This window comes from Streptomyces adelaidensis, assembly GCF_016598475.1.
GTDB classification, from domain to species: domain Bacteria; phylum Actinomycetota; class Actinomycetes; order Streptomycetales; family Streptomycetaceae; genus Streptomyces; species Streptomyces adelaidensis.
Window position 1 is genome coordinate 1 of the sequence record NZ_JAEMUX010000013.1, and the last position, 22,572, is coordinate 22,572.

At 70.2% G+C, this 22,572-nt stretch carries 19 protein-coding genes and 1 pseudogene; 12 read left to right on the forward strand and 8 right to left on the reverse strand.

The annotated features are described in order from the left end of the window. The first annotated feature begins 320 nt into the window (after positions 1 to 320). Positions 321 to 611, forward strand: a complete 291-nt coding sequence (locus I8N67_RS10095) for a DUF7848 domain-containing protein (protein WP_200302348.1) — start codon at positions 321 to 323, stop codon at positions 609 to 611. A gap of 209 nt (positions 612 to 820) precedes the next feature. On the opposite strand, the gene I8N67_RS10100 is transcribed toward I8N67_RS10095, so the two are convergent. After that, complete coding sequence (locus tag I8N67_RS10100; RefSeq protein ID WP_200302350.1) at positions 821 to 1,216, reverse strand: VOC family protein; 396 nt, start codon at positions 1,214 to 1,216, stop codon at positions 821 to 823. A gap of 75 nt (positions 1,217 to 1,291) precedes the next feature. Here I8N67_RS10100 and I8N67_RS10105 point away from each other — a divergent pair, with 75 nt between their 5' ends. Both I8N67_RS10105 and I8N67_RS10110 read left to right on the forward strand, forming a co-directional pair. Then, positions 1,292 to 1,939 carry a CGNR zinc finger domain-containing protein gene (locus tag I8N67_RS10105; RefSeq protein ID WP_307835196.1) on the forward strand — a complete coding sequence of 216 codons (648 nt, stop codon included), beginning with the start codon at positions 1,292 to 1,294 and terminating at the stop codon, positions 1,937 to 1,939. Positions 1,940 to 2,020: 81 nt separating this feature from the next. Then, positions 2,021 to 2,452, forward strand: coding sequence for an SRPBCC domain-containing protein (locus I8N67_RS10110; protein WP_200302356.1), 432 nt, complete (start codon positions 2,021 to 2,023; stop codon positions 2,450 to 2,452). Positions 2,453 to 2,481: 29 nt separating this feature from the next. Here the strand turns inward: I8N67_RS10110 and I8N67_RS10115 are convergent, their stop codons facing one another. The 3 genes from I8N67_RS10115 to I8N67_RS10125 all read right to left on the reverse strand — a co-directional run bounded on the left by I8N67_RS10115 (position 2,482) and on the right by I8N67_RS10125 (position 6,544). Then, positions 2,482 to 2,688, reverse strand: coding sequence for a hypothetical protein (locus tag I8N67_RS10115; RefSeq protein ID WP_200302358.1), 207 nt, complete (start codon positions 2,686 to 2,688; stop codon positions 2,482 to 2,484). A gap of 217 nt (positions 2,689 to 2,905) precedes the next feature. Continuing rightward, entirely contained in the window at positions 2,906 to 4,732 is a 1,827-nt protein-coding gene (locus I8N67_RS10120; protein WP_307835197.1) for a SpoIIE family protein phosphatase, read from the reverse strand. A 366-nt stretch (positions 4,733 to 5,098) separates the two neighbouring features. Further along, the gene (locus I8N67_RS10125; RefSeq protein WP_200302362.1) at positions 5,099 to 6,544 is read right to left on the reverse strand and encodes an MFS transporter; all 1,446 of its coding nucleotides are present in this window, start codon (positions 6,542 to 6,544) and stop codon (positions 5,099 to 5,101) included. 81 nt (positions 6,545 to 6,625) lie between these two features. Between I8N67_RS10125 and dusB the strand changes: the two genes are divergently transcribed. The 3 genes from dusB (at position 6,626) to I8N67_RS10140 (ending at position 9,135) form a co-directional block, all read left to right on the forward strand. Continuing rightward, positions 6,626 to 7,798, forward strand: coding sequence for a tRNA dihydrouridine synthase DusB (dusB, locus tag I8N67_RS10130; RefSeq protein ID WP_200302364.1), 1,173 nt, complete (start codon positions 6,626 to 6,628; stop codon positions 7,796 to 7,798). A 91-nt stretch (positions 7,799 to 7,889) separates the two neighbouring features. Then, positions 7,890 to 8,051 (forward strand): hypothetical protein, encoded by a 162-nt coding sequence (locus I8N67_RS44170; protein ID WP_200302366.1) that lies wholly within the window; start codon positions 7,890 to 7,892, stop codon positions 8,049 to 8,051. Next, positions 8,023 to 9,135 carry a polysaccharide pyruvyl transferase family protein gene (locus I8N67_RS10140; RefSeq protein ID WP_200302368.1) on the forward strand — a complete coding sequence of 371 codons (1,113 nt, stop codon included), beginning with the start codon at positions 8,023 to 8,025 and terminating at the stop codon, positions 9,133 to 9,135. The genes I8N67_RS44170 and I8N67_RS10140 overlap by 29 nt, the downstream gene beginning before the upstream one ends. Before the next feature lie 165 nt (positions 9,136 to 9,300). Here I8N67_RS10140 and I8N67_RS10145 read toward each other — a convergent pair whose 3' ends face one another. Together I8N67_RS10145 and I8N67_RS42470 are read right to left on the reverse strand one after the other, a co-directional pair. Then, on the reverse strand, positions 9,301 to 11,241 hold the full coding sequence (locus I8N67_RS10145) for an amylo-alpha-1,6-glucosidase (RefSeq protein ID WP_200302370.1): 1,941 nt from the start codon (positions 11,239 to 11,241) through the stop codon (positions 9,301 to 9,303). Positions 11,242 to 11,259: 18 nt separating this feature from the next. Next, the gene (locus tag I8N67_RS42470) at positions 11,260 to 12,975 is read right to left on the reverse strand and encodes an MGH1-like glycoside hydrolase domain-containing protein (protein ID WP_372443681.1); all 1,716 of its coding nucleotides are present in this window, start codon (positions 12,973 to 12,975) and stop codon (positions 11,260 to 11,262) included. A gap of 283 nt (positions 12,976 to 13,258) precedes the next feature. On the opposite strand from I8N67_RS42470, the gene I8N67_RS10160 reads away from it, so the two are divergent. Both I8N67_RS10160 and ppdK read left to right on the forward strand, forming a co-directional pair. Then, positions 13,259 to 14,527: an ROK family protein gene (locus I8N67_RS10160; RefSeq protein ID WP_234045422.1), complete on the forward strand. Its 1,269-nt coding sequence runs from the start codon at positions 13,259 to 13,261 to the stop codon at positions 14,525 to 14,527. Positions 14,528 to 14,974: 447 nt separating this feature from the next. Further along, the gene (gene ppdK / locus I8N67_RS10165; RefSeq protein WP_372443682.1) at positions 14,975 to 17,722 is read left to right on the forward strand and encodes a pyruvate, phosphate dikinase; all 2,748 of its coding nucleotides are present in this window, start codon (positions 14,975 to 14,977) and stop codon (positions 17,720 to 17,722) included. A 183-nt stretch (positions 17,723 to 17,905) separates the two neighbouring features. Here the strand turns inward: ppdK and I8N67_RS10170 are convergent. Next, positions 17,906 to 19,248: pseudogene (locus I8N67_RS10170) on the reverse strand (NsdA family TPR-like regulatory protein). Positions 19,249 to 19,576: 328 nt separating this feature from the next. On the opposite strand from I8N67_RS10170, the gene I8N67_RS10175 reads away from it, so the two are divergent. The 4 genes from I8N67_RS10175 to I8N67_RS10190 all read left to right on the forward strand — a co-directional run bounded on the left by I8N67_RS10175 (position 19,577) and on the right by I8N67_RS10190 (position 20,705). After that, a complete protein-coding gene (locus I8N67_RS10175) occupies positions 19,577 to 19,777 on the forward strand; it encodes a hypothetical protein (protein ID WP_200302376.1) in 201 nt (66 codons plus the stop codon). Continuing rightward, positions 19,774 to 19,968: a hypothetical protein gene (locus I8N67_RS10180; RefSeq protein WP_200302378.1), complete on the forward strand. Its 195-nt coding sequence runs from the start codon at positions 19,774 to 19,776 to the stop codon at positions 19,966 to 19,968. Before I8N67_RS10175 ends, I8N67_RS10180 begins: the two co-directional genes overlap by 4 nt. Continuing rightward, on the forward strand, positions 19,965 to 20,195 hold the full coding sequence (locus tag I8N67_RS10185; RefSeq protein WP_200302380.1) for a hypothetical protein: 231 nt from the start codon (positions 19,965 to 19,967) through the stop codon (positions 20,193 to 20,195). Before I8N67_RS10180 ends, I8N67_RS10185 begins: the two co-directional genes overlap by 4 nt. A 105-nt stretch (positions 20,196 to 20,300) precedes the next feature. Beyond that, on the forward strand, positions 20,301 to 20,705 hold the full coding sequence (locus I8N67_RS10190) for a hypothetical protein (RefSeq protein ID WP_200302382.1): 405 nt from the start codon (positions 20,301 to 20,303) through the stop codon (positions 20,703 to 20,705). A 358-nt stretch (positions 20,706 to 21,063) separates the two neighbouring features. Here the strand turns inward: I8N67_RS10190 and I8N67_RS10195 are convergent, their stop codons facing one another. Then, positions 21,064 to 22,497 carry a condensation domain-containing protein gene (locus I8N67_RS10195; protein ID WP_234045424.1) on the reverse strand — a complete coding sequence of 478 codons (1,434 nt, stop codon included), beginning with the start codon at positions 22,495 to 22,497 and terminating at the stop codon, positions 21,064 to 21,066. Positions 22,498 to 22,572: the final 75 nt, after the last annotated feature.

Consider the following 22,572-nt stretch of genomic DNA (forward strand, 5'->3'; position numbering starts at 1 on the left):
ATGGTTCCCGCCTGAGCCGTGGGAGCACACAGGCGCCCTTGTGCGGCCCTATGTCGCAGCGCTGGGCGAGGTGCCGAGGAACGCGCGCGCAGGCTCTTGGGGGCACGTCCAGTGATGACCATTGCTGTGTACCGGATCGATCCGCAGACAGGCGCCCGGACCCTCGTACGCGCCGAGCACACCGTGAAGCCGTCGAAGGTCCCGGATTACTCAAGCCAATATCCGCCGTGCGCGTGTCCGCGCCACAAGGGCAGCGACCAGCGGGAAAGCAGGCTCCGCGCACTGGTGGCCGAAGCAAACCGACGTAGCAGGGGGACACGGTGACGCGCTCTATCATCAAAGCGGCTGAGTGGACGCTCGGCCCGGAAACCGCCCAGGGCGCAACGCAAGGCATCTACTCCGCCGAGTGCATCACGTGCGGCGCACAAGCACAGCCAACTGACAGTGAGCGCTTGCCAGTTGAGGTCTGGGCGTTGAAGCACACGGGTCTGAATCCGGCGCACCGTCAGTTCAAGGCGACGGCGGAAACCTTCTGGCGAGTCACGCCGACGGGAGACAACCCCTACGCCGAGCACGACCAGGCGGACACACAGGCGCCTAGCGCGCGCTAGCGGCAAACCGGATGGCTGCCGCTTCCTGGGCGCTGAGAGGCGCAAGGGCAGCACTGCATGACCACCCGTACTGACCAACCCCACTAGAGAAAGGCAAACAATGCTGGGCGCGATTCTGCGGCTGCTGTGCGACCGATGCGGACAGGAGTACAAGCCGACACCTAGCGGCGGTCTTGCCTGCGGATGCTGACCCTCAGCCGGTCAAGCCTCTAGACCCCCGCACCGGTGCCCCCCGCCCGGTGCGGGAGCGCCCCCGAGTACGTGAGCAAGGGCCGTAGTCGGGGGCGCCTTGCTGTGGCGGCGGTTACGTCTTCGCTACGACTGCCCTCGGGGACGTCCTGGAAGAGGAGGCGGCGGCCCTTGCCGATGCCGGTGAAGGGGTCGTACGGGTCGTCGGGGTGGCGGACGGCGGCGTAGCCGCGGAAGAGCTGGCGGCCGTTGTGCTCCGTGACGGCGGCTTCGGGGAGATCGCCCGTGGAGAGGAGGTGGGCGATCAGTTGGCCCGGGTCCTCCACCTCGTAACCCAGTGCGGCGGCCCAGAATTCGGCCAGGGGCTGGGCGTCCCGGGTGTCGATGACCAGTTTCCAGTTCAGTGCGGCAGTCATGTAACCGGTTATATTGGTTACATGGCATCGTCGTCCAGCGCATCGACTCCGGAGGGGGTGCCGGGAGTGTCGAGAGTGTCCGGAGCGTCGGGAGGGCCGGGCATCCGTCTGCGGGCCCACAGCGGGAACGTCTACCGGTTCGACCCAGGCGCCCTCTGCCTCGAACTGGTCGTCACCGGCGGCCCCGGCGCGCTGTCCCGCTTCGAGGTGCTGCACACCCCCGACGACCTGCTCGCCTGGGCCGAGCAGTCCCGGCTCACCCTCACACACCCCGCCCTCCACCTCACGGCGGACGATGTGGCGTACGCCCGGCGGCTGCGCGACGCGCTGACCCGTACGTTCGTCTCACGCGTCCTCGGCCGCGGGCTCCCCGAGCTGGGCATAGCCCCGGCGGACGCCGCCGACCTCGACGTCGTCAACGAGGCCGCCGCCCGGCCGCCGCTCGCGCCCGCCCTCTCGGCGGACGGCTCCCGGAGCTGGGCGCCCGGGCCCGCGACCGGTGCGCAACTCGCCTCCACCGTCGCCCGTGACGCCGTCGACCTGCTCACCGGCCCGTACGCGGAACGCGTCCGCATGTGCGCCGGCGAGCGCTGCCATCTCGTCTACGTCGACACCTCGCGGCCGGGCCGCCGCCGCTGGTGCTCGATGGAACACTGCGGCAACCGCCACAAGGTCCGCGCCCACCGCGCCCGCCACAGCGAGGAAACCGAGCAACCCGAGTAGACGGGCAACCCGAGTAGACGGGCAACCCGAGCAGACCGAGCAACCCGAGGAAGAGGCGATCCAGGAGAAGGAGTGATCCTCATGCCCACCGGACTCACCAAGGACGCCGGATGGGAGATCGGCGTCTCCCGCACCCTGCCCCGATCCCCCTCCACCGTCTGGGAGTTCATCAGCTCACCGCGCGGCCTGTCCCTGTGGCTCGGCCCCGGCGCCCGCCTCACTCCCGAACGCGGCTCCTCGTACGCCACGGACACGGGCGTCACCGGCGAGGTGCGCGGCTACCGTCCCGGCGACCGCATCCGCGTCACCCACGGCGACACGACCGTCCAGGTCACCGTCTCGGCAGCGACGGCGACGGCGACGGCGACCGTCGGCAGTGGCGGTGACGACGACCGGGCCGTACTCCGCTTCCATCAGGAACGCATGGCGAGCGCGGCGGAGCGTGAGCGTCAACGGGAGTACTGGCAACGGGTGTTGGACCAGGTGGCCGAGGCTCTCGACGACCTGGACTGATTGCGGAGGCGGCCCGGCGGAGTGAGACGTTACGAGTCCGTCGGGTCCACCGTCGCCTGGTGGGCCTCGGCGAGGTGCTCCTCGGCCTTCAGCCACGGCAGGAACTGCGCGCCCTTGCGCCAGCCGCACGTGTCGCATCTGATCGTGCGCTGCACCCCCGAGCGCTGTACCCGCACGGTGTGCTCCCGCCCGTGCTGGTCCCAGCGGCTCACCTTGCTCGTGTTGATCTCCAGCATGACCTCTCCAGCCGATCCAGCCGATCCTGCCGACACATCGGGAATCGTCGAGATTTCACGTATCCCTGTCCGTGAGGAGTGTGCAGCAAGAGCAACATCAACAGGGGTTGTCGAGCGATGAGTTGCCCCACTCCACGCTGCTGATCGACGGCCTGCGCCTGGCCGATCCCTCGCTCCGCGCGCCCCCGAGCCACGCCGTAGCCGTCGCCGTCCGAGCTCAGCGACCTGCTGACTGAGGCCCGTCCTCGTCGCGCTGGCGGGCGGCGAGGATCGCGACGTCGTCCTCGTACGCACCGTTCGTCAGGCGGGCCAGGAACGTGTCGAGCATGTCGTCCAGAGGGCCGTCCGCCGGCAGGCTCAGCGCCTCGAGCGCCCGCACCGACACGTCGATGTCTGTGCCACGTCGTTCTACCAGTCCGTCGGTGTAGAGCAGCAGCGTGGTGCCGCGGTCCATTCGTACGGTGAGCGATTCGTAGCCACCGAGTCCGGTGCCGATGGGCGGGCCGGCCGGGAGCCACAAGACCTCGATGCTGCCGCCCGGCCGCAGGACGGCGGGCGGCAGATGCCCGGCGCTGGCTGCCGTGCAGGTGCCCGCTCTGGGGTCCATGACCGCGAGAAGACAGGTGGCGAGGCGGTCGAGGCCGAGTTGCGCGACCTTGCGGTCGAACTCGGTGAGGATCGAGTCGATGCCTGTGCCGGAAGCGGCGATGGTGCGCAGCAGGGAGCGGTACTGGCTCATGGCGACCGCGGCCTGGAAGCCGTGGCCCATCACGTCGCCCATGACCAGCAAGGTGCGGGAGTCCGCCAGGGGGATCGAGTCGTACCAGTCCCCACCGACGAGGACGCTGCGGCCGGAGGGGAGGTAGCGGGCGGCCACTTCCACAGCGGGGTGGGGGGTGCGGGGTTCGGACAGCAGGGCCCGCTGGAGTTCCAGTGCCATGGTGTGTTCGTAGCTGTAGCGGCGCGCGCTGTCGATGGAGAGAGCGGCCCGGTCGGCCAGGGCCTGGATCGTCACGAGGTCGTCGTCGTTGAAGGGCTGCGACGCGCCCGCCCGCCCCAGAAGGATGACGCCGACCGGGCGGGCGGCCGTGATCAGGGGGACGATGAGAAGTGAGTGAATGCCGGCCGCGCGGAAGAGCTTGGTCCGTTCGGGGTCCACGGTCACCTTCTGGAACAGCTCGTCCGAGGCCAGGTTGCCCAGCCATGGCCGCCCGGTGTCCAGGCAGTGCCGTGTGGCGACGCCACGGGGAACGTCAATATATGGTCCTGTCCCGCCCAGCTGGCGCAGCAGCCATTCCATCCCAGGGGGCGCCGCCCCGGCCACTTTGCGCAGCCGTAGGAAGCCGGGAGGAGGCGGGGGAGACCCGGTGAACTCCTCTTCGACGATTCCCACCGCGGCCATGTCGGTCAGTGAGGGGGCCAGGAGATCGACCAGCTCCTGGCACGTGGTTTCGAGGTCGAGCGTGGTGCCGACGCGTGTGGTCGAGGCATCCAGCAGGGCAAGCCGCAGATGCGCGGTCTCCAGGTCGTCCAGATAGCGGCGCAGATTGCTGATCTCCACGCCGATCCCGCACAGACACGCACCCTGTCCGGGCAGATCCACACGGTGATAGACTGCCCGCCAGAGTCTCTTCCCCAGCGGCGAGGAGACGCCTGTCGTACCCGAGATGGTGGCCTCCCGAGGTTGCCCGTCCTTGAGCACCTCGAACAGGATGTCGTTCGGTCTGTGGAGGTCCGGCAGCACTTCCCCGAGTGTTCGTCCCAGGAACTCGGTGGCGGGTAGGCCACTGACCTTGACCCATGCGGGGTTGACGTACAGATGGCGCAGCCGCTCGTCGAGAACGACGATGGGGGCCAAGGTCCCCTCTACAAGCTGACGCGCTGGAAGGCCGTCACCTTCCGGAAAGTGCCACTGCGGCATGGGGCCCTCACCGTTCACAGGTTCTTTCTCGCTGTCTTCTCCGGAGCCGATCCATACCCCGTCGATGGAGTGGCCTCTCGCGTGAGAACCGCTCAACCTTCGCTGCGAGAGGTCAGGGCTCATCTGCCCATCGCCGGAGGTTCACCTGCCTGAGGGAACCGAGCCGTGTCGTATGGATCGCGTGTGCCGGGTAGGCGACCGCCACGGCAGGCGGTCGCCTGCGGCCGGCAGGCCCCGCGCGGCGGTGTAGTGGGGCCACGTATGGGCCCACCAGAGCCGCACCCAGGGCAAGAGGGCCGTACCACGGCAGCATGACGTCCACCGGATACCGGAAATCCCTGCGTACGCCGGCGGGCCGGCAGCTCCATCCGCACCTGCTCCGGCCGCCGTTCCTCGCACGCGACGTGCTCGGCGAGCCAGGCCGTCAGCTTGTCCGCGTCCGCAACGCCGCACTCGCTGAAGCCCAGGTGCTCCCGGATCCGCGCACGGCTACACCCGGACCCCCGCCGCGTCCCGCACCTCCGGCGACTCCAGCCGCTCAGCCGCCCGGTCGGCGGTCCCCCTTGCCCACGCCCCCGTCGTCAGCGCACCCAGCACCAGCACGGCGAAGCCGCAGGCCGCGACGATCCACCAGGCGGGCCGGGCCGCCGACACGAACGAGGCCGTGTACGAGGACGAGCCGATCCCCGCCGCCAGCACCGCGCCGACCACCGCGACCCCCAGGGTCTGTCCGATCTGGCGGCTGGTGGAGGCGACGGCGGCGGCGACGCCCGCCTGGGCCCGGGGCATCCCGGAGACCGCCGTGTTGGTGATGGGGGCGTTGACGCAGCCGAAGCCGAGGCCGAACAGCACGTACCCCACGAACACTGTGACGTTCGACGTCTCGGCCTCGAACGCGGCGAAGAGGACCCCGCTCGCGGTCATCGCCACCCCGGCGACCAGCAGCGGCAGCCTCGGGCCCCGGCTGCCGACCAGCCGTCCGGCCACGGGTGCGCAGACGAAGCACAGGAAGGCCATCGGGAGCATCCACAGGCCGGCGTGGAGGGCGTCCAGGCCGCGTACGTTCTGCAGGTACAGCGTCGACAGGAACAGGAAACCGCCGAGTGCGGCGAACGCGCTGACCGCGATCACCGTCGCCCCGCTGAACGGCGCCGAGCGGAAGAAGCGCAGGTCGATGAGGGGTTCGTCGCGGCGGGGCTCGTACCACAGGAGGCCGAGGAGCGCGGCGAGGGCGATACCGCCGAAGGCGAGGGTCCCGCCGAGGGGCGCGGTCGGCGCCTCGATGATCGCGTACGTGAGGGAGCCGAGCAGCGCGATGACGAGGAGCTGTCCGACGGGGTCGGGGCGGCGGGCCTTCGGGGCGCGGGACTCGGGGACGAATCGCCAGGTCAGCACGAGGGCGGCCAGGCCGACCGGGAGGTTGATCCAGAAAATGGAGCGCCAGCCGACCGAGTCCACGAGGACACCGCCGATGATCGGGCCGGCGGCCATGGAGATGCCCACCACCCCGCCCCACACACCGATCGCCCGGGCCCGTTCGCGCGGATCGGTGAACGTGTTGGTGATGATCGACATCGCGACCGGGTTGAGCATCGAGCCGCCGACCGCCTGCACCATGCGGAAGGCGACCAGCGATTCGAGGTTCGGGGCGAGGGAGCACAGCACCGAGCCGATGGTGAAGACGACCAGGCCCGCCATGAAGACCCGTTTGCGGCCGATGCGGTCGGCGGTCGACCCGGCCAGCATCAGCAGGGCGGCCAGGACCAGGGTGTAGGCGTCGATGGTCCATTGCAGACCCGCGAGACTCGCGTTCAGGTCGCGCTGTATCGAGGGCAGGGCGACGTTCAGGACGGTGTTGTCCAGGCTCACGATCAGGAGGCTGGTGCAGCAGATCACGAGCACCAGCAGGCGGTGGCGGCGGCTGAGCTCGGGCATGCGTTCCATCGTACGCTCGAATCGATAGTGCGCCTAACTAATGAATGGCGAGCATCGGCCGTCGTGCGTGACAATGGGGGAATGTCCGCGCCCACGACCACGCCCCTGTCCGCCTTGTCCCTGTCCCCCTTGCGGATCGGCCCGCACGCCGTTCAGCCGCCCGTCGTCCTGGCCCCCATGGCCGGGATCACCAACGCGCCCTTCCGGACCCTGTGCCGAGAGTTCAGTGGTGGCAAGGGCCTGTTCGTGAGCGAGATGATCACCACGCGGGCGCTGGTCGAGCGCAACGAGAAGACCATGCAGCTGATCCGCTTCGACGCGACCGAGCAGCCGCGCTCGATCCAGCTGTACGGCGTGGACCCGGCGACCGTCGGCAAGGCCGTCCGCATGATCGCGGAGGAGGGCCTCGCCGACCACATCGACCTGAACTTCGGCTGCCCGGTCCCGAAGGTGACGAGGAAGGGCGGCGGGTCCGCCCTCCCGTACAAGCGCCCGCTGCTCCGCGCGATCCTCCGCGAGGCCGTGAGCGGCGCCGGGGACCTCCCGGTCACCATGAAGATGCGCAAGGGCATCGACGACGACCACATCACCTACCTGGACGCCGGCCGTATCGCCGTCGAGGAGGGCGTCACCGCCATCGCCCTGCACGGCCGTACGGCCGCCCAGCACTACGGCGGCACGGCCGACTGGGAGGCCATCGCCCGCCTGAAGGAGCACGTCCCCGAGATCCCGGTCCTCGGCAACGGCGACATCTGGTCCGCGCGGGACGCGCTGCGGATGGTCCGCGAGACCGGCTGTGACGGAGTGGTCGTGGGGCGCGGCTGCCTCGGCCGGCCGTGGCTGTTCGCGGATCTGGTGGCCGCCTTCGAGGGGCGTACGGACGACATCGTGCGGCCCTCCCTCCGTGAGGTCGCCGACGTCATGGTCCGGCATGCCACCCTCCTCGGCGAGTGGGCCGGCGACGAGGCGAAGGGCGTCGTCGACTTCCGCAAGCATGTGGCCTGGTACCTCAAGGGCTTCGCGGTCGGCTCCGAGATGCGGGGGCGCCTCGCCATCACCTCCTCCCTCACCGAACTCCGCTCCGGGCTCGACGAGTTGGACCTCGACCAGCCCTGGCCGGACGGCGCCGCCGACGGGCCGCGCGGCCGTACCTCGGGCAACAACCGCGTCGTCCTGCCGGACGGCTGGCTCAAGGACCCGTACGACTGCGCGGGTGTGAGCGAGGGCGCCGAACTGGACACCTCCGGGGGCTAGTTGCCCTGTTCTGTGGGTGTTCCGGTCGTTGTGCGGCCGGTTTCCGTCATCTCGGAATGAGTGGGGAAATGTCCGGGTAGCGCCTTTTGGTGTGCGGAGCGAACGAGACACCGAAGCCACCGAAGAAGCCGAAGAGGCCGACGTACAAGCCGACGGAGAAGCCGACCGGGGCGTCGAGGACGTCGAGGGCGTCGAGGACGTCGAGGACGTCCTCGAAACGGCCCGTGCAGAAACCGCCGACCCGGCCCGGTAAACCGTCCCCGCCCTCGGCCCCGTACACCCCGCCCCCCTCCTACGTCCCCCACTGCGCGCACCACGTCTCCTACGTCCTCACCGTCCTCGACCGGCTGGTCCCGGCCGGCACCCGGTGCGCGGTCATCGGCGCGCCGCTGAACTCCAACGTCGGCGACAGCGCGATCTGGCTGGGCCAGCGCTCCCTGCTCGGCGCGCTCGGGGCCGAGGTGCGCTACGCCTGCGACCTGATGTCGTACGACGCCGGGCACCTGGCGGCCTGTCTGCCGGACGGGCCGATCTTGCTGACGGGCGGCGGCAACCTCGGGGACCTGTGGGAGGACAGCCAACTCCTCCGTGAACAGGTGCTGCGCGACTTCCCGGACCGCCGGATCGTCCAGCTGCCCCAGTCCGTGCACTTCACCGACCACGCCAACCTCACCCGCGCCCGGCGCGCCTTCGACGCCCACCCCGACCTCACGCTGCTGCTGCGCGACCGGCACAGCCTGCACCGCTGCCGCACGGTATTCGAGGCACCCGCGCTGCTCGCCCCCGACCTCGCCTTCGCCGTGCCACCGGACGCGCTGGCCGGCGGCACGGTCGCCCATGACGTCGTCTGGCTGGCCCGGGAGGACAAGGAGTCGGCGAAGGGACCACCGGCCGGGCGGGGCGCGGCGCGCAAGGAGCACGGCGGCCCGTACGTCTTCGACTGGGCCCGGGAGGGCGCCGACGCCGAGTGGCGACAGGCGAAGGAGGCGCTGTGGCGGGGCCGTGCCCGCGCCCTGTGCCGCGCCGGCTCCGGCGACCCGCCCGGCGCCGTGCCCGCCCTCCTCGCCGCCTACGACGGTCTCGCCCGGCTCCAACTCGCGCGCGGTTGCCGCCTGCTGATGGCCGGGCGCGTCGCCGTCACCGACCGCCTGCACGGCCACGTCCTCGGCCTCCTCCTCGACCTCCCCCACGTCCTGGTCGCCGACCGCTACGGCAAGGTCCGCAGTTACTGGGACACCTGGACCGAGCCCCGCCCCCCGACCACGGCCACCGCCTGGGCCTGGACGGAGAAGGAGGCGAGGGAAACAGCGGGAAAGCTACTGGCAGGACTTGCTTGAGGGGCCGCGCCCCGAAAGGGGCGCGGGGAACTGCGCGACCAGCCACGACGGACCCGCAGCCCGAGAACAACCCACGCCCCAACGAGACGCCTATGCCCACGCCCCAACGAGACGCCTATGCCCACGCCCCAACGAGACACTTACGCCCACGCCCCAACGAGACACTTACGCCCCGCCCACCGCGGTGAGCAGCGCCAACGGAGCCGCCGCGGACCGGGACTCCCGCACACACGCATGCGGATACGGCACCGGCTCCGGATGCGTGTCACGGCCGTACCCCGCGAGAACCATCGGCAGCCGATGCCCCGTCGCGGTCGCCGCGTCCACGAGCCCGAGGGCGACCGTACGCGCCTCGTCGTGCAGCCCGTACCGCGCGAGCCCCAGCGTGATGAGCGCGTTGTCGTGCGGCCAGACCGAACCCCGGTGATACGAGAGCGGGTGGTACGCGGGCTGGCCCGAGGCGACCGTGCGGATGCCCCAGCCGGAGAAGAAGTCGGGTTCGAGGAGCCGGCGGCCGACCATCTTCCCGTACTGCTTGTCCAGCAGCCCCGACCAGAGCAGATGGCCCGCGTCCGAGGCGAGGGCGTCGATCTGTCGGCCCGTGCTGTCCAACGCCAGCGCGGGGAAGGAGTGTTCGGGCATCCAGAAGTCCCGCTGGAAACGGTCGCGGAGGTCACCGGCGGCCTGTTCGAGGAGCGCGGCGTAGACCTCGTCCTCCCAGACCGTACGGGCGAGGACGGCGGTGCGGCGCAGCGCGTCGTACGCGTAGCCCTGCGCGCCCGCCGCCGTCACCGGGCCGGCGGCGGGCCGGCTGCCGTCGGCGGAGCAGATCGAGCCGGGGGAGTCCTTCCAGTTCTGGTTGGCGAGGCCGCCCTGGTCGGCGCGGTAGACGAGATAGCCGCGGGAGGTGAGGCCGCCGTGGTCCAGCATCCAGCCGATCGCGGCCCTGGCGTGCGGCTCCAGCCGGCGGGCCAGGGTGACGTCCCCGGTCCGCTCCACGTACGCGCCGAGCAGCACCAGGAACAGTGGGGTCGCGTCCACCGAGCCGTAGTAACGCCCGTACGGCACCTGCCCGAAGTGCGCCAGCTCGCCGTGCCGCACCTCGTGCACGATCTTGCCCGGCTGGGCCACCGCGTCGACGCCCACCTCGGTCGCCTGGGCCGCGGCGAGCGCGAGCAGTGTGGCGGCGGCCGGCTCCGGCCGGTAGGGAAGCGTGAAGAGGGAGGCCAGCAGCGCGTCGCGGCCGAGGAGCGTCAGGAACCAGGGCGCCCCGGCGGCGGGGACGCGCAGCGTCTCACCGTCCGGGCCGGTCGCCGGGATCTGGAGCGCGGCGAGGTCGGCGAGGCCGCGCGCGCAGGCGGCGGCCAGCTCCGGCCAGCCCGTGGGGAAGGCCACGCCCTCCATGAACTCGCCCTCCGTGGCGATGAGTTCATCGTTCACGGCGGCCGGTGAGCGGGGCACCCGCAGGGCCCGCTTGTCGCCGTGCGGCCGTGCCATCACCCGCAGGGTCAGCTCCGCCGAGCCGTGCGGTTCGAGTTCGAGTGCCCAGACCAGCCGCCGCGCCCCCGTCCCGGTCTCCTCCACACCGTCCGGCGCGGGCTCGGCCGTGACCGTCGTACAGGACCGCCACTCGCCGCGCCGGTAGCTGAACTCCACCCCGTCGTCGAGGACTTCGCGTTTTCGGACGACACCGCTCTTGGCGTACGTGCGGAAGTCGGAGCGCAGCTCGAACTGGTCGGTGAAGTCGGCGTCGGCCGTGACCGCGAGCCGGACCGTCGTCGCTACGGGGCTGTTGCTGGTGACGCGCAGCGATTCGATGAACGAGCTGTCGGAGACGGCCTGTTCACGGAAGAGCGTGTACGCGGGCGGCTCCTGGCGCCCGCCCCTGGGGACGAGCACACACCGCGCGGTGTCGCCGTCCGCGACCGGTGTCAGCGTCTCGGGAACCGCGCCGTCCACGGTCAGTTGCCACCGGCTCAGGTGCCGGGCGTCCCGTACGAATAACCCGTCCGGGGAGCTGACGCCCCGCACCCCGCTGATGTCGCCGCTGTCGTCCACGGCGGCGAACGTCCCGCCGCGCACGAGCAGGTGATGCCGGTCCGTCATCCCCGGTCCCCTCCCTTGTCACTCATGGCGCACGTATCGAACATGGCCTGGGCCTTGGTTGTCGCCGCTGTTGTCGTTGGCGTGCCGCTGTCCGCGGTCACGGTCCCGGCGGCGCTTGCGGTCGCTGTCGTCGTCCCGGTTGTGGCCGGTGCGGTGGTCGTCGCGGTCGTGGCCGTCGTCGTCCTGGTGCAGCAGGTCGAGGGTGAGCGCGGCGGTCCAGCCGAAGCCGAGCGCTCCGCAGGCCTCGCCGGTGTACGGGTCCACGTACTCGGCGAATCCGGACGACGCCGCGGTCTCCAGCAGCGCCGCCCGCAGCCCGTCCGCCCGCACCGACTCCCCTTGCAGCCGCAGCCCGCGCTCCAGCAGCCAGTTGGTGTTGAACCACGCCGGCCCCCGCCAGTACCGATGCGGATCGAACGCCTCCCCGGTGAGGTCGTACGACGGCACGAGCCGGGTGCTGTCGCCGAGGCCGAAGTGAGGGCCGTGGATCGTGCGTACGAGCGCGGCGGTGATCTCGCGGGGGAGGCCGGGGAGAAGGAGGGGGAGCAGACCGGAGACGCTGCGCTCGGGGATGAGAGCGCTGCTCTGCGAGCGGTGCTCCGGAGCGAGAGCGGTGCTCTGTGAGCGCTGCTCGCTGTCGGGAACGGCGCTCTGCGAGCGGTGCTCGACTCCGAGAGCACTGCTCCGCGAGCGGCGATCCGAATCGAGAGCGCCGCTCGCGCCCTGCGGTCGGGCCCCGTTCACGTCCCGGCAGAAGAACATCCCCTCCGCCGGGTCCCACAACCGCTCCACCAGCGCCGCCGTCAGCCGCTCGGCCCGCGCGTGCCGGGCCGTCCCCGGCGCGCCCAGCTCCTCGGCGATCCGCGCCAGCGCGTGCTCGGAGGCGATGAGGAGGGCGTTGAAGCCGGGGTCCTCGACGGCGAAGTCGCCATCGTCGGCGCCGCTTCCGCCACCCGCCCCATCCCTGTATCCGGCGTCCCGGTAGTCCGCGGCCAGGCGCACGTACCGCCCGTAGTCCAGATCCGTCGGCCGGTCCTCGGGGGCGCCGTGGTCGAGGTCGGCGCGGCGGAAGGAGCGGGCCGGGGCCGGGGTGATCCGGGAGAGGGGCGCGTCCCAGGTGGGGCTGTTGTCCATGCCCTGTTCCCAGGGGTGGACAACGGAAGCCAGCCCGCCCCCGCCGAGGTCGCGGCGGTGCAGCAGATAGCGGTGCCAGGCGGCCAGGCGCGGGTACACCCGGGGCAGGAAGCCGCGCGCCCGGGAGAGCCCGGGGTCCGACCGGTGCACCAGCCACGCGGCCAGCGCGTGCACCGGCGGCTGCACGATGCCCGAGGTCTGCGTGGTGTGCGGGGCGCCCGCGGCACGACCGGCGGTCGAGGAGCGCCAGAAGTCGGGGCTCGGGAAGTACGCGTCGAGCGGTACGGAGGCGTTGAAGACGATGTGCGGGATACGTCCGTCGCCCCACTGCGCGTCGAGCAGTGTCTCCAGCTCGGTCTGCGCCCGCAGCGGCGACAGATGGCGCAGCCCGATCGCGATGAACGCCGAGTCCCACGACCACTGGTGCGGGTACAGCTTGCGCGACGGCACCGTGGACCTGCCCGTCCAGTTGGCCTCCAGCACCTCCGCCGCGCCGAGGTGCAGCGCACCGGCCGACGTGGCCGGATCGTATACATCGACCCCGCCGGGCACGCCCGCGCCGAGGCTGTGATGTGCGACGAACTGGGTTGTGCGGTCCACTCAGGGCTCCCCGAGGACAAGGTGCCGACCGGTTCGGCAGTAGCTACCGTAGGGTTACGTCTATTTAACACGCAAAACTCAATATGTAATGCAGAGTTGGTGAGCGCAAGGGGGTGTGCGGCAATGAACTCCGAGTTACCGCGCGCCGTGGGCGCTCGAGGGGGCCGTCGGCGCGGGTGGATGATCGTGAGAGCGCACAGGTGAGCGGGGAGATGAGCGCGCACGCGGGCGAACGGGTGAGGATCGGGTGAGCGATCGGGGAAGTGAACGGGGAAGTGAACGGATGAGTGGTCGCGCGAGTGCGAGTGCGAGTGCGAGTGCGAGCGGGAGGGCCGTGAGAGTGGGCAGGGTGGGCGGCGGTCACGCCGGTGCCGGAGATCTCCTCGAACTGGTCCGCAGCGGGCGGGCCACCACGCGTGGCGCGCTCCAGCAGGCCACGGGTCTGTCCCGGGCCACGGTCGGCCAGCGCCTGGACCGGCTCTTCCGTGCGGGCTGGCTCCGCGAGGGCGCCGGTGGCCCCGTCGGCTCCCCGCTCGGCGGCCGCCCCTCCATCACCCTCGAATTCGACGACGAGCACGCGGTCGTCCTCGCCGCCGACCTCGACACCCGCCACGCCCGCGCCGCAGTGCTCTCCCTCACCGGAGAGATCCAGGCCGAACACACCGGCACTCTCGTCATCGAGGAGGGCCCCGACGTCGTACTGGACGAACTCGGGCGGTGGTTCGCCGGGTTGCTGGAGAAGGCGGGCCATCCGGCGGACGCGGTCTGCGGCATGGGGCTCGCGGTGCCCGGCCCGGTGGACACGGACACCGGCCGCGTCGTCCAGCCGCCGATCATGCCCGGCTGGGACGGCTACGACATACGCGGCCGCCTGGCCCGTGCCTTCACCGAACACGCGGCCGGCCCCGCCGGCACCCCGGTCCTCGTCGACAACGACGCCAACCTCATGGCGTACGGCGAACAGCGCACGGCCTACCCCGACTGCTCGGCCTTCGTCCTCGTCAAGGTCTCCACGGGCATCGGCGCCGGTGTGGTGGTCCACGGCTCGATATACCGGGGCATCGACGGCGGCGCCGGCGACCTCGGCCACATCCGGGTCCCGCAGGGCGCGAACGCGCTGTGCAGGTGCGGCTCGTACGGCTGTCTGGCGGCCGTCGCGAGCGGTGGCGCGGTGGCGCGGCGGCTGGCGGAGACGGGAGTTCCGGCGGCCTCGGGCTCAGATGTGCGCGACCTGCTGACCGCCGGCCACACCGGGGCGATGGCGCTCGCGCGCGAGGCGGGCCGGGCCGTCGGGGACGTACTGGCGACGGTCGTCACCCTGCTGAACCCCGGCGTCCTGATGATCGCCGGGGATCTGGCCGGAACACCCTTCCTCACGGGCGTACGTGAACTGCTCTACCAGCGGGCGCTGCCCCGCTCCACGGCCCACCTGGACGTGGTGACCTCCCGGCTCGGGGAGCGGGCGGGCCTGGTCGGGGCGGGTGCGCTGGTCGTCGAACACCTGTACGCGCCGCGACGGGCCGAGGAGCGGCTGGCGGCGCTGGGGGTGTGAACCGGTCGGATGGCGCTCTGAGCGGCGCGGAGGCCGTGTGACAGGCGTGTTTCCGTTCCGAGGACCGGTCCGCATGGTGAAATGGCGCCCCCTCGGACTGCGTGATTCTCGCCACCCTTGATAAGGGTTGCGCTCAGATGAGCGGATTGTGGGCGATTCTGCTTCTTCAAAGGGTGGCACTCAGTGCCACCCTTTGATCGTTCATCGGGCGAACTCAGACGTGTCGATTGCCGCTCATGTGAGCGTCGGGGTGCGTTGATGGATGTGGCCGCGTTCAAGAAGTGAACACATCTCCGTGTCGTTCCTTGCCAAGCCTTGACTTTCGATCTGCTGGCGGACGGGTGGTTACGGGCGCATGACGCGCAAGTGGACGTACCCAGGGGCCTTCGATCTGGGTATGTTCCTGGCCGTCAGGGCAGCCACCGCGTCCTCAAGGAGTTGGGACCTGTGTCGGAAAACAAAGATCCCCACGTAGGCCACGTAGCTCGAAGCGTTGAGGGCGTGAAGTTTGTTTATGACTTCACCGAAGGCAACAGGGACCTCAAGGACCTCCTCGGGGGCAAGGGCGCCAACCTCGCCGAGATGACCAACCTCGGCCTTCCCGTGCCTCCCGGCTTCACCATCACCACCGAGGCCTGCAAGGTCTACCTCGACAGCGGCGACGAGCCCGCGGCACTCCGTGACGAGGTCAGCGCCCACCTCGTGGCCCTCGAGGAGAAGATGGGCAAGAAGCTCGGCCAGGCCGACGACCCGCTCCTCGTCTCGGTCCGCTCCGGCGCGAAGTTCTCGATGCCCGGAATGATGGACACGGTCCTCAACATCGGCCTCTCCGACAAGTCCGTGAAGGGCCTCGCCGAGCAGGCGGGCGACGAGCGCTTCGCCTGGGACTCGTACCGCCGGCTCATCCAGATGTTCGGCAAGACGGTGCTGGGCGTCGACGGCGAGCTCTTCGAGGAAGCCCTGGAGGCGGCGAAGGCGGCCAAGAAGGTCGTGGTCGACACCGACCTCGAAGCGGCCGAGCTGAAGAAGCTCGTCACCAAGTACAAGAGGATCGTCAAGACCGAGGCCGGCCGGGACTTCCCGCAGGACCCGCGCGAGCAGATGGACCTCGCCATCAAGGCCGTCTTCGACTCCTGGAACGGCGACCGCGCCAAGCTCTACCGCCGCCAGGAGCGCATCCCGCACGACCTCGGCACCGCGGTCAACGTCTGCTCGATGGTCTTCGGCAACCTGGGCCCCGACTCGGGCACGGGCGTGGCGTTCACCCGCGACCCCGCCTCCGGTCACCAGGGCGTCTACGGCGACTACCTCCAGAACGCCCAGGGCGAGGACGTGGTCGCGGGCATCCGCAACACCGTCCCCCTGGCGGAGCTGGAGTCGATCGACAAGAAGTCGTACGACCAGCTGATGCAGATCATGGAGACCCTGGAGAACCACTACAAGGATCTCTGCGACATCGAGTTCACCATCGAGCGCGGCCAGCTGTGGATGCTCCAGACCCGTGTCGGCAAGCGCACGGCGGGTGCGGCCTTCCGGATCGCCACGCAGTTGGTGGACCAGGGGCTCATCGACGAGGCGGAGGCCCTCCAGCGCGTGACGGGTGCCCAGCTCGCCCAGCTGATGTTCCCCCGCTTCGACGAGGACACGAAGGTCGCGAAGGTCGGCCGGGGCATCGCGGCGTCGCCGGGCGCGGCGGTCGGCAGGGCGGTCTTCGACTCGTACACGGCCGTGAAGTGGTCGCGCTCCGGCGAGAAGGTCATCCTCGTCCGCCGGGAGACGAACCCCGACGACCTCGACGGCATGATCGCCGCCGAGGGCATCCTGACCTCGCGCGGCGGCAAGACCTCCCACGCGGCCGTGGTCGCGCGCGGCATGGGCAAGACCTGTGTCTGCGGCGCGGAGGAGCTCGAGGTCGACACCAAGCGCCGCCGGATGACCGTGCCCGGCGGGCACGTGGTGGAGGAGGGTGACCTGATCTCGATCGACGGGTCGTCGGGCAAGGTCTACCTGGGCGAGGTCCCGGTGGTCCCGTCCCCCGTGGTGGAGTACTTCGAGGGCCGGATGCACGCGGGCGCCAACGACGCCGACGAACTGGTCGAGGCGGTCCACCGGATCATGGCCTTCGCGGACCGGAAGCGCCGTCTGCGTGTCCGGGCCAACGCGGACAACGCCGAGGACGCGCTGCGCGCCCGTCGCTTCGGCGCCCAGGGCATCGGCCTGTGCCGTACGGAACACATGTTCCTCGGTGACCGCCGTGAGCTGGTCGAGCGTCTGATCCTGGCGGACACGGAGGTCGAGCGCGAGGAGTCCCTGAAGGGGCTTCTTCCCCTCCAGAAGCAGGACTTCGTGGAGCTGTTCTCGGCGATGGACGGCCTCCCGGTGACGGTTCGGTTGTTGGACCCGCCGCTGCACGAGTTCCTGCCGGACATCACGGAGCTGTCGGTTCGTGTCGCCCTCGCGGAGTCCCGCCAGGAGCCTCACGAGAACGAACTCCGCCTCCTCCAGGCCGTCCACCGCCTGCACGAGCAGAACCCGATGCTCGGCCTGCGGGGCGTGCGGCTGGGCCTGGTCATCCCGGGCTTGTTCACCATGCAGGTCCGCGCCATCGCCGAAGCCGCCGCCGAACGCAAGGCCGCGAAGGGCGACCCGCGCGCCGAGATCATGATCCCGCTCGTCGGTACGGTCCAGGAGCTGGAGATCGTCCGCGAGGAGGCCGACCAGGTCATCGCCGAGGTCGAGGCGGCGACCGGTACGGAACTGAAGCTGGCGATCGGCACGATGATCGAACTCCCGCGTGCCGCCCTGACCGCCGGTCAGATCGCGGAGGCCGCGCAGTTCTTCAGCTTCGGCACGAACGACCTGACGCAGACGGTGTGGGGCTTCTCCCGGGACGACGTGGAGGCCTCCTTCTTCACCGCGTACCTGGAGAAGGGCATCTTCGGAGTCTCCCCCTTCGAGACGATCGACCGGGACGGCGTGGGTTCGTTGGTGAAGCTCGCCGCCGAGGCCGGCCGCGCCACCCGCCCCGACCTCAAGCTCGGCGTCTGCGGCGAACACGGCGGCGACCCCGAGTCCGTCCACTTCTTCCACGAGGTGGGCCTGGACTACGTCTCCTGCTCCCCCTTCCGCATTCCGGTCGCCCGCCTGGAGGCGGGACGCGCGGCCTCGCAGGCGGCGGGAAGCGACCACCGCTGAGCTGCCATTGACCAACGCCCCTCGGGGCGTTTGAACCACCGGCACCGACGCCTGTCACGTCTCGACCCTCACCGACAGGACGGCGGCACCGGCGCACCGAAGAGGGCGGCATCCCGTGCGGGGGGTGCCGCCCTCTTGTTTGCTCCGTCGCCCGTGGCAGCGGATCGGTGTGGCGCAGGGACGTCAACTCGCCAGTGCGGGAGGAGCGACGGTGCGTGCGCGGTCGTACAGGTCGCGTGCCGTCGCGTTCTTCAGGTGGGGACGCAGAAGGCCGAACATCGTCCTGATCCGGTCGTCCGCGCGGCCGGACTGGACCATGGGGTAGTCGTCGAGGGCTTGGTGCCAGGTGGCGCAGGCGGCTTCGAGGTGGCCGATCTCCAGTTGGCGCTCGGCCAGGGTGCCGCGTCGGTGCACCCGTGTGCGCCGGAAGACACTGTGGCGCAGTTTGTCCGCCTCGTGCATGGCTTCGACGGAGCCAGGAACGTCGCCGAGTTCGTAACGCACCTGACTGATGTGGTAGTTCAGCGCAGCCGGGTCGTACGACCCGAAGGTCTTGCCGCGTGACTCGGCACGGTCCATGGCGGCCTCCGCCTCGCGGATGAACCGGAGTGCGCCTGGCCGGTCGTCCGTCTGGGCAGCGGCGTGTGCCTGCTGGCCGACGAGGAACGCCTGCATCCGAGGGCCCGCCTGTGGTGACGCGGCGGCAGCGGCATCAGCCAGTTCCATGGCCTTCGCCCCGTGGCCCAGATCGACCGCCTGCACGCTCATACCGCGCAGAGTGGTGCAGTACGTGAGGTGGTCCTCGGCTGCTCCCGCCAACTCCAGGGCTTTGACGTAGTAGCGCTGGGCGAGCCCGTGCAGTCCTTCGTCCACGGCCATGTAGCCGGTCAGGTAGAGCAGGTCGGAGGCGGCGGACAGCATCGCCCGGCGGACGTTCTCGGGTGCGTCGGCGCGCAGGTAGGGCGCCACGGTGTTGACCATGAAGGAGGCGGCCATAGGGCGTGCGTGGCGGCCTCCGAACTGGTCGTCCAGTTCGGAGACACGCTCGGTCATGGCGATGACCATGTCCACTTCGTTCATGCCGATGCGTGTCGCACGGCCCGCCCGGACTGCCTCGGCGCGTCCGATCACATCGGGCCAACCGGGAATCGTGACCGCCACCGAGAACAGGCCGGCCCCGAGGACGCCACGACGGGACGGGTCCATGTCCTGCCTCCCCAGGTCGATCAGGCTTTCGACCGTGCCCGCAGGCGTGGCCGACTGGTCACGGGGGACGGGCAGCCCGGCCTCGGTATGGGTGACAGGGCGGCTGAGGCGGCGCGAGAGGGCTTCGAGGATGCACGCCCGCACAGTGTGGTACGGGGAACGGTGCCGCCGAGCCAGTGACTCACGGCCGACTCGTCGTAGCGGAGAGGTCTGCCCGTTTCCGTGCCGACGCGGTTGACGGCCCGGGCGAACTGGCGATATGTCCAGCGGCTCTCTTCCAGCAGACGACCGAGCGCCGCGTTCGGTTCACGCTTCGCCATGTTCTCAACTCCCCAGGCCTTTGCGAACTTTCAAGGCTTTCAAGTCCCAGCGTTGTCGCAACGGTACCGCTCTGCGTGGTCAGACGGTTGCGTAGAGGCAGGGGGAGGTGGGGCGGTGAAGTCGCCGCAGAAGTGACCATCGCTCGGCCAGGAGACCCCGGCGACCGCTGACACGGCCCCGGGGCGCGGCCGATCTGGAATGGAGACCGACATGCACTGTGTATCACGGGCGTTCGAATGGGTGAGAGCCTTCTTGTTCGGACCAGGAGCAACCAACAGATCCGCTGGAACGGCCCCTTCGGCCTCGGCAGCAGTCACGGGACCGGCGATGTCCGGTCTGTCGCCGCAGATGTGGGACGCGATCCTCGCCGGAGCGCGTCGTCGCAGGGCGCCGCACCTGTGGCCGCCCAGTGCCCCGCCCGCCCTCGCGGAGGCGGAGGCCTGGGGCCTTGTGCGCACCTATGTCCTGCTTCCCGAGGAACACCGACCGGCCTTTTCCGTACGTCAGTTCATGGAGGCGGGCCGGTGAACGACGCAAGCGCGGCCGGCGAGGCGGTGAGGGACATTGAGATCCCCATGCTGCGGGCGTACCGGCTGTGGTTCGAGCACGCCCGGAAGTGTGAGGGGTGCAAGTCGGTGCGCCGGGCGCAGGACGGTTGCGAGGACGGACGTGAACTGTGGGGCGCATACCGCCTCGCCCGTAACGGGGGTGGACGGTGAGCCGTACGGCACCGGACATCCCCACGGGCACCCTGGTCCGCGACCTCGCGACCGACCGCGTCGGCATCCTGCGGGACGTGCTCGACCCCGGAGACCCGTACGGCGTCCATCCAAAGGACGGCACGGGCCGCCTGGCCTTCCTCGCTCCCTCGGGTGGCGGCGTCGAGTGGACCACCAGGCCCGAACAGGTCGTCAGGCAACAGCCGGACCAGACAGACGTGACCTGATGGCGGAGCCTTCCACCAGGTGCCGCCGGAGGGTGAAGGCCGACGGCATGTCGCGTGCGCGACGCTCCTAGACTGGCGCGGCCCGCCAAGAGAGGAATGATCCATATGCGTCCGGAACGGTTCCAGGCCTTCGCCCTCGACGTCATCAAGAACGCCCGTGGGGCAGTCCGGGTGCGGAGTCTCGCGGACGCCGGAGACTCCAAGCACCCGTTCGGCTTCGCCGTGACCACGGCGGTCGGAGAGTCCACCTGGCAGATCATGGGGCAACTCGCTGATGGCGAGCGCCACGAGCACCAGGAGTCTCCCGTCGAAGGCGCCCCGGCCGCATGGACGGACGCACAGCCAGGAGACAGCGCGGAAGCATGGCTCGCTGCGGCCATCGGCCAGGCCGAATCCCCGGAGATCTCCCGTATCGACCGTTGGTCGGCGCGCGAGGGAGCCGAGTCGGACCGCCAGGGGCTGACCGTGTTCTTCCACGACGGCTCGCGGGCGTTCGTCCGCATGCTCTAGGCCCTCCCCACCAGCCGCGGTCCCAGCCGTGTGGGGAGCAGCACAGCACCACCGTCAGCACCACTCATCCATGTGAGGAGCTTGATATGGGATGCATGCGCAGTTACCCCGGTGACCGGTTCGACCCGGCCCGCTGCATGGCTTCCTGCCCGGTCTGTGGCTCGTACGGGAGCGCCAACCCCGGTGAGCCATGTGCCCCCCACCAGGCGCCCGGGAGCCGCGAGATGTGCTCCGGCAGCGGACAAGCCGCCGTCTAGATCAATGTGCGGACCGCGCTTGCGGGCGGTCTGTGACAGAGCGGGGCACACGACAGAGAGGGCGGTATCCCGTCCGGGATACCGCCCTCTCGCGCTGCTGCTCAGGTCATCACGGCGGCGGCCGTCTCCCGGGACGGGCGGGGGATGGACCTCGGCACGGTGTTGCGGTGGCCGGCGATCTCCAGAAGGACCTGGACCAGCTCGTGGTGCAGGGCGTCGCTGATGTCATGTGCTTGGGGTGTGTCGACGTGCAGCAGGTTGACGTGGAGGCCGGTGGCGGTGCGGTGGAACCAGTGGCTGATGCCGTTGCCGCGGGCGGCCCAGACGTGCAACATCGGGTTCCAGAGGGGGTGTTGATCGCCTCCGGGCGTCCTTCTGAAGTCGATGTAGGAGAAGAAGTTCACGGGGAACGGCCACTGGTGCCGGGAGAAGGACTCCGGGTCCAGCAGCTCCCACGCCCGTACGAAGGGGATGCCGACGTGGCGCTGCAACTCGCCGTACGCCGCGCGTGCCCGCGCGATGGTGGCGGCGTGGTCCGCGCCACCACCATCGACCGAGCCCATGGTGCCCATCTCGCCCACCTGGAACTCGATGGGCATCGTGTTGACGAACCAGCCGATGGAGTGCTGCCACGGGGCGGGGCCTTCGGTCCGTTCGCTCACGGGTAGCAGGCCCCGGTAGACCCCCGGGCCACCGAAGCGGTGCTGGGCCGTCGCGGCCGCTGCCAGGACGGCGGTGAAGACGCTGCCTCCTGCCGCGCGGGCGCCGGCCGCGAGGTCGGCGGTCCGGTCGGCGTCCAGGAGGGGGAGGGACCGGTTCACCAGGGGGTACAGCGTGTCCTTCGTTACGCCCAGGTCGAAGGGGAACCTGGGGAAGAAGCCGTCGTTGCCGCGGATGAAGTCCTTCCAGTACGCCAGGCGGCCGTCGTCGGGGCGCAGGGACGCGTAGCGGCGGCGCTGGTCGTCGCCGAAGGTCAAGTAGCTGCCTGCAAAGGGGAGTTCAGGGGAGCGGCAGGTGGTGAGGGCGGCGTACACGGTCTGGAGTTCGTTCGCGACGACGGGCATGGACAGGCCGTCGCAGACGATGTGGTCGAAGCAGAGGTAGACCGTCGAACTCGTCTTCCGGACCACCGCGCCCATGAGGAACAGCGGCCAGGACAGCGTGTCGACGCTCTTGAACGTCTTGTCGAGGTGGGTGTGCAGGTCCTCCCCGCTGTGGAAGTGACCGACCTCTTCCGCTTCCAGGCTGATGGACTCGGGGGCGAGCGCCGTACAGCTCAGGTCACCGGCCAGGCGCTGGAACTCGCAGCGGAGCACCTCGTGGCGGCGTACGAGAAGAAGGAGCGCCGATTCGAGTGCCGCCGTGTCGAGTCGGCCCGTGATCTCGAAAGTGACCGCGATCGAACTGGCGATGCCGTCATTCGTACTCCGGGTCGCCTCCGAGGAGGAGTGGTGCTTGTCCTGATTGAAAGAGGCCGATTTGGCGGAGGCCGGTTCCAGATTCTCTCCGTCGTGGGGGGATTGCTTCGTGAGCAAGGACCAGGAGATTACGGTTCCGGGGGCGATGGTGGCGTCGGAGAAGGGGATTTGTAGCACGCCGAGGCTTTCTGT

Excerpts from the sequence above, each read along its gene's own strand:
- I8N67_RS10175 (WP_200302376.1), top strand. The coding sequence starts at position 19,577 with ATGTCCGGTCTGTCGCCGCAGATGTGGGACGCGATCCTCGCCGGAGCG.
- dusB (WP_200302364.1), top strand. The coding sequence starts at position 6,626 with ATGTCCGCGCCCACGACCACGCCCCTGTCCGCCTTGTCCCTGTCCCCC.
- I8N67_RS10120 (WP_307835197.1), bottom strand. The coding sequence starts at position 4,732 with ATGAGCCCTGACCTCTCGCAGCGAAGGTTGAGCGGTTCTCACGCGAGA.
- I8N67_RS10190 (WP_200302382.1), top strand. The coding sequence starts at position 20,301 with ATGCGTCCGGAACGGTTCCAGGCCTTCGCCCTCGACGTCATCAAGAAC.
- I8N67_RS10125 (WP_200302362.1), bottom strand. The coding sequence starts at position 6,544 with ATGCCCGAGCTCAGCCGCCGCCACCGCCTGCTGGTGCTCGTGATCTGC.
- I8N67_RS10115 (WP_200302358.1), bottom strand. The coding sequence starts at position 2,688 with ATGCTGGAGATCAACACGAGCAAGGTGAGCCGCTGGGACCAGCACGGG.
- I8N67_RS10110 (WP_200302356.1), top strand. The coding sequence starts at position 2,021 with ATGCCCACCGGACTCACCAAGGACGCCGGATGGGAGATCGGCGTCTCC.
- I8N67_RS10100 (WP_200302350.1), bottom strand. The coding sequence starts at position 1,216 with ATGACTGCCGCACTGAACTGGAAACTGGTCATCGACACCCGGGACGCC.
- I8N67_RS10160 (WP_234045422.1), top strand. The coding sequence starts at position 13,259 with ATGAGTGGTCGCGCGAGTGCGAGTGCGAGTGCGAGTGCGAGCGGGAGG.
- I8N67_RS10145 (WP_200302370.1), bottom strand. The coding sequence starts at position 11,241 with ATGACGGACCGGCATCACCTGCTCGTGCGCGGCGGGACGTTCGCCGCC.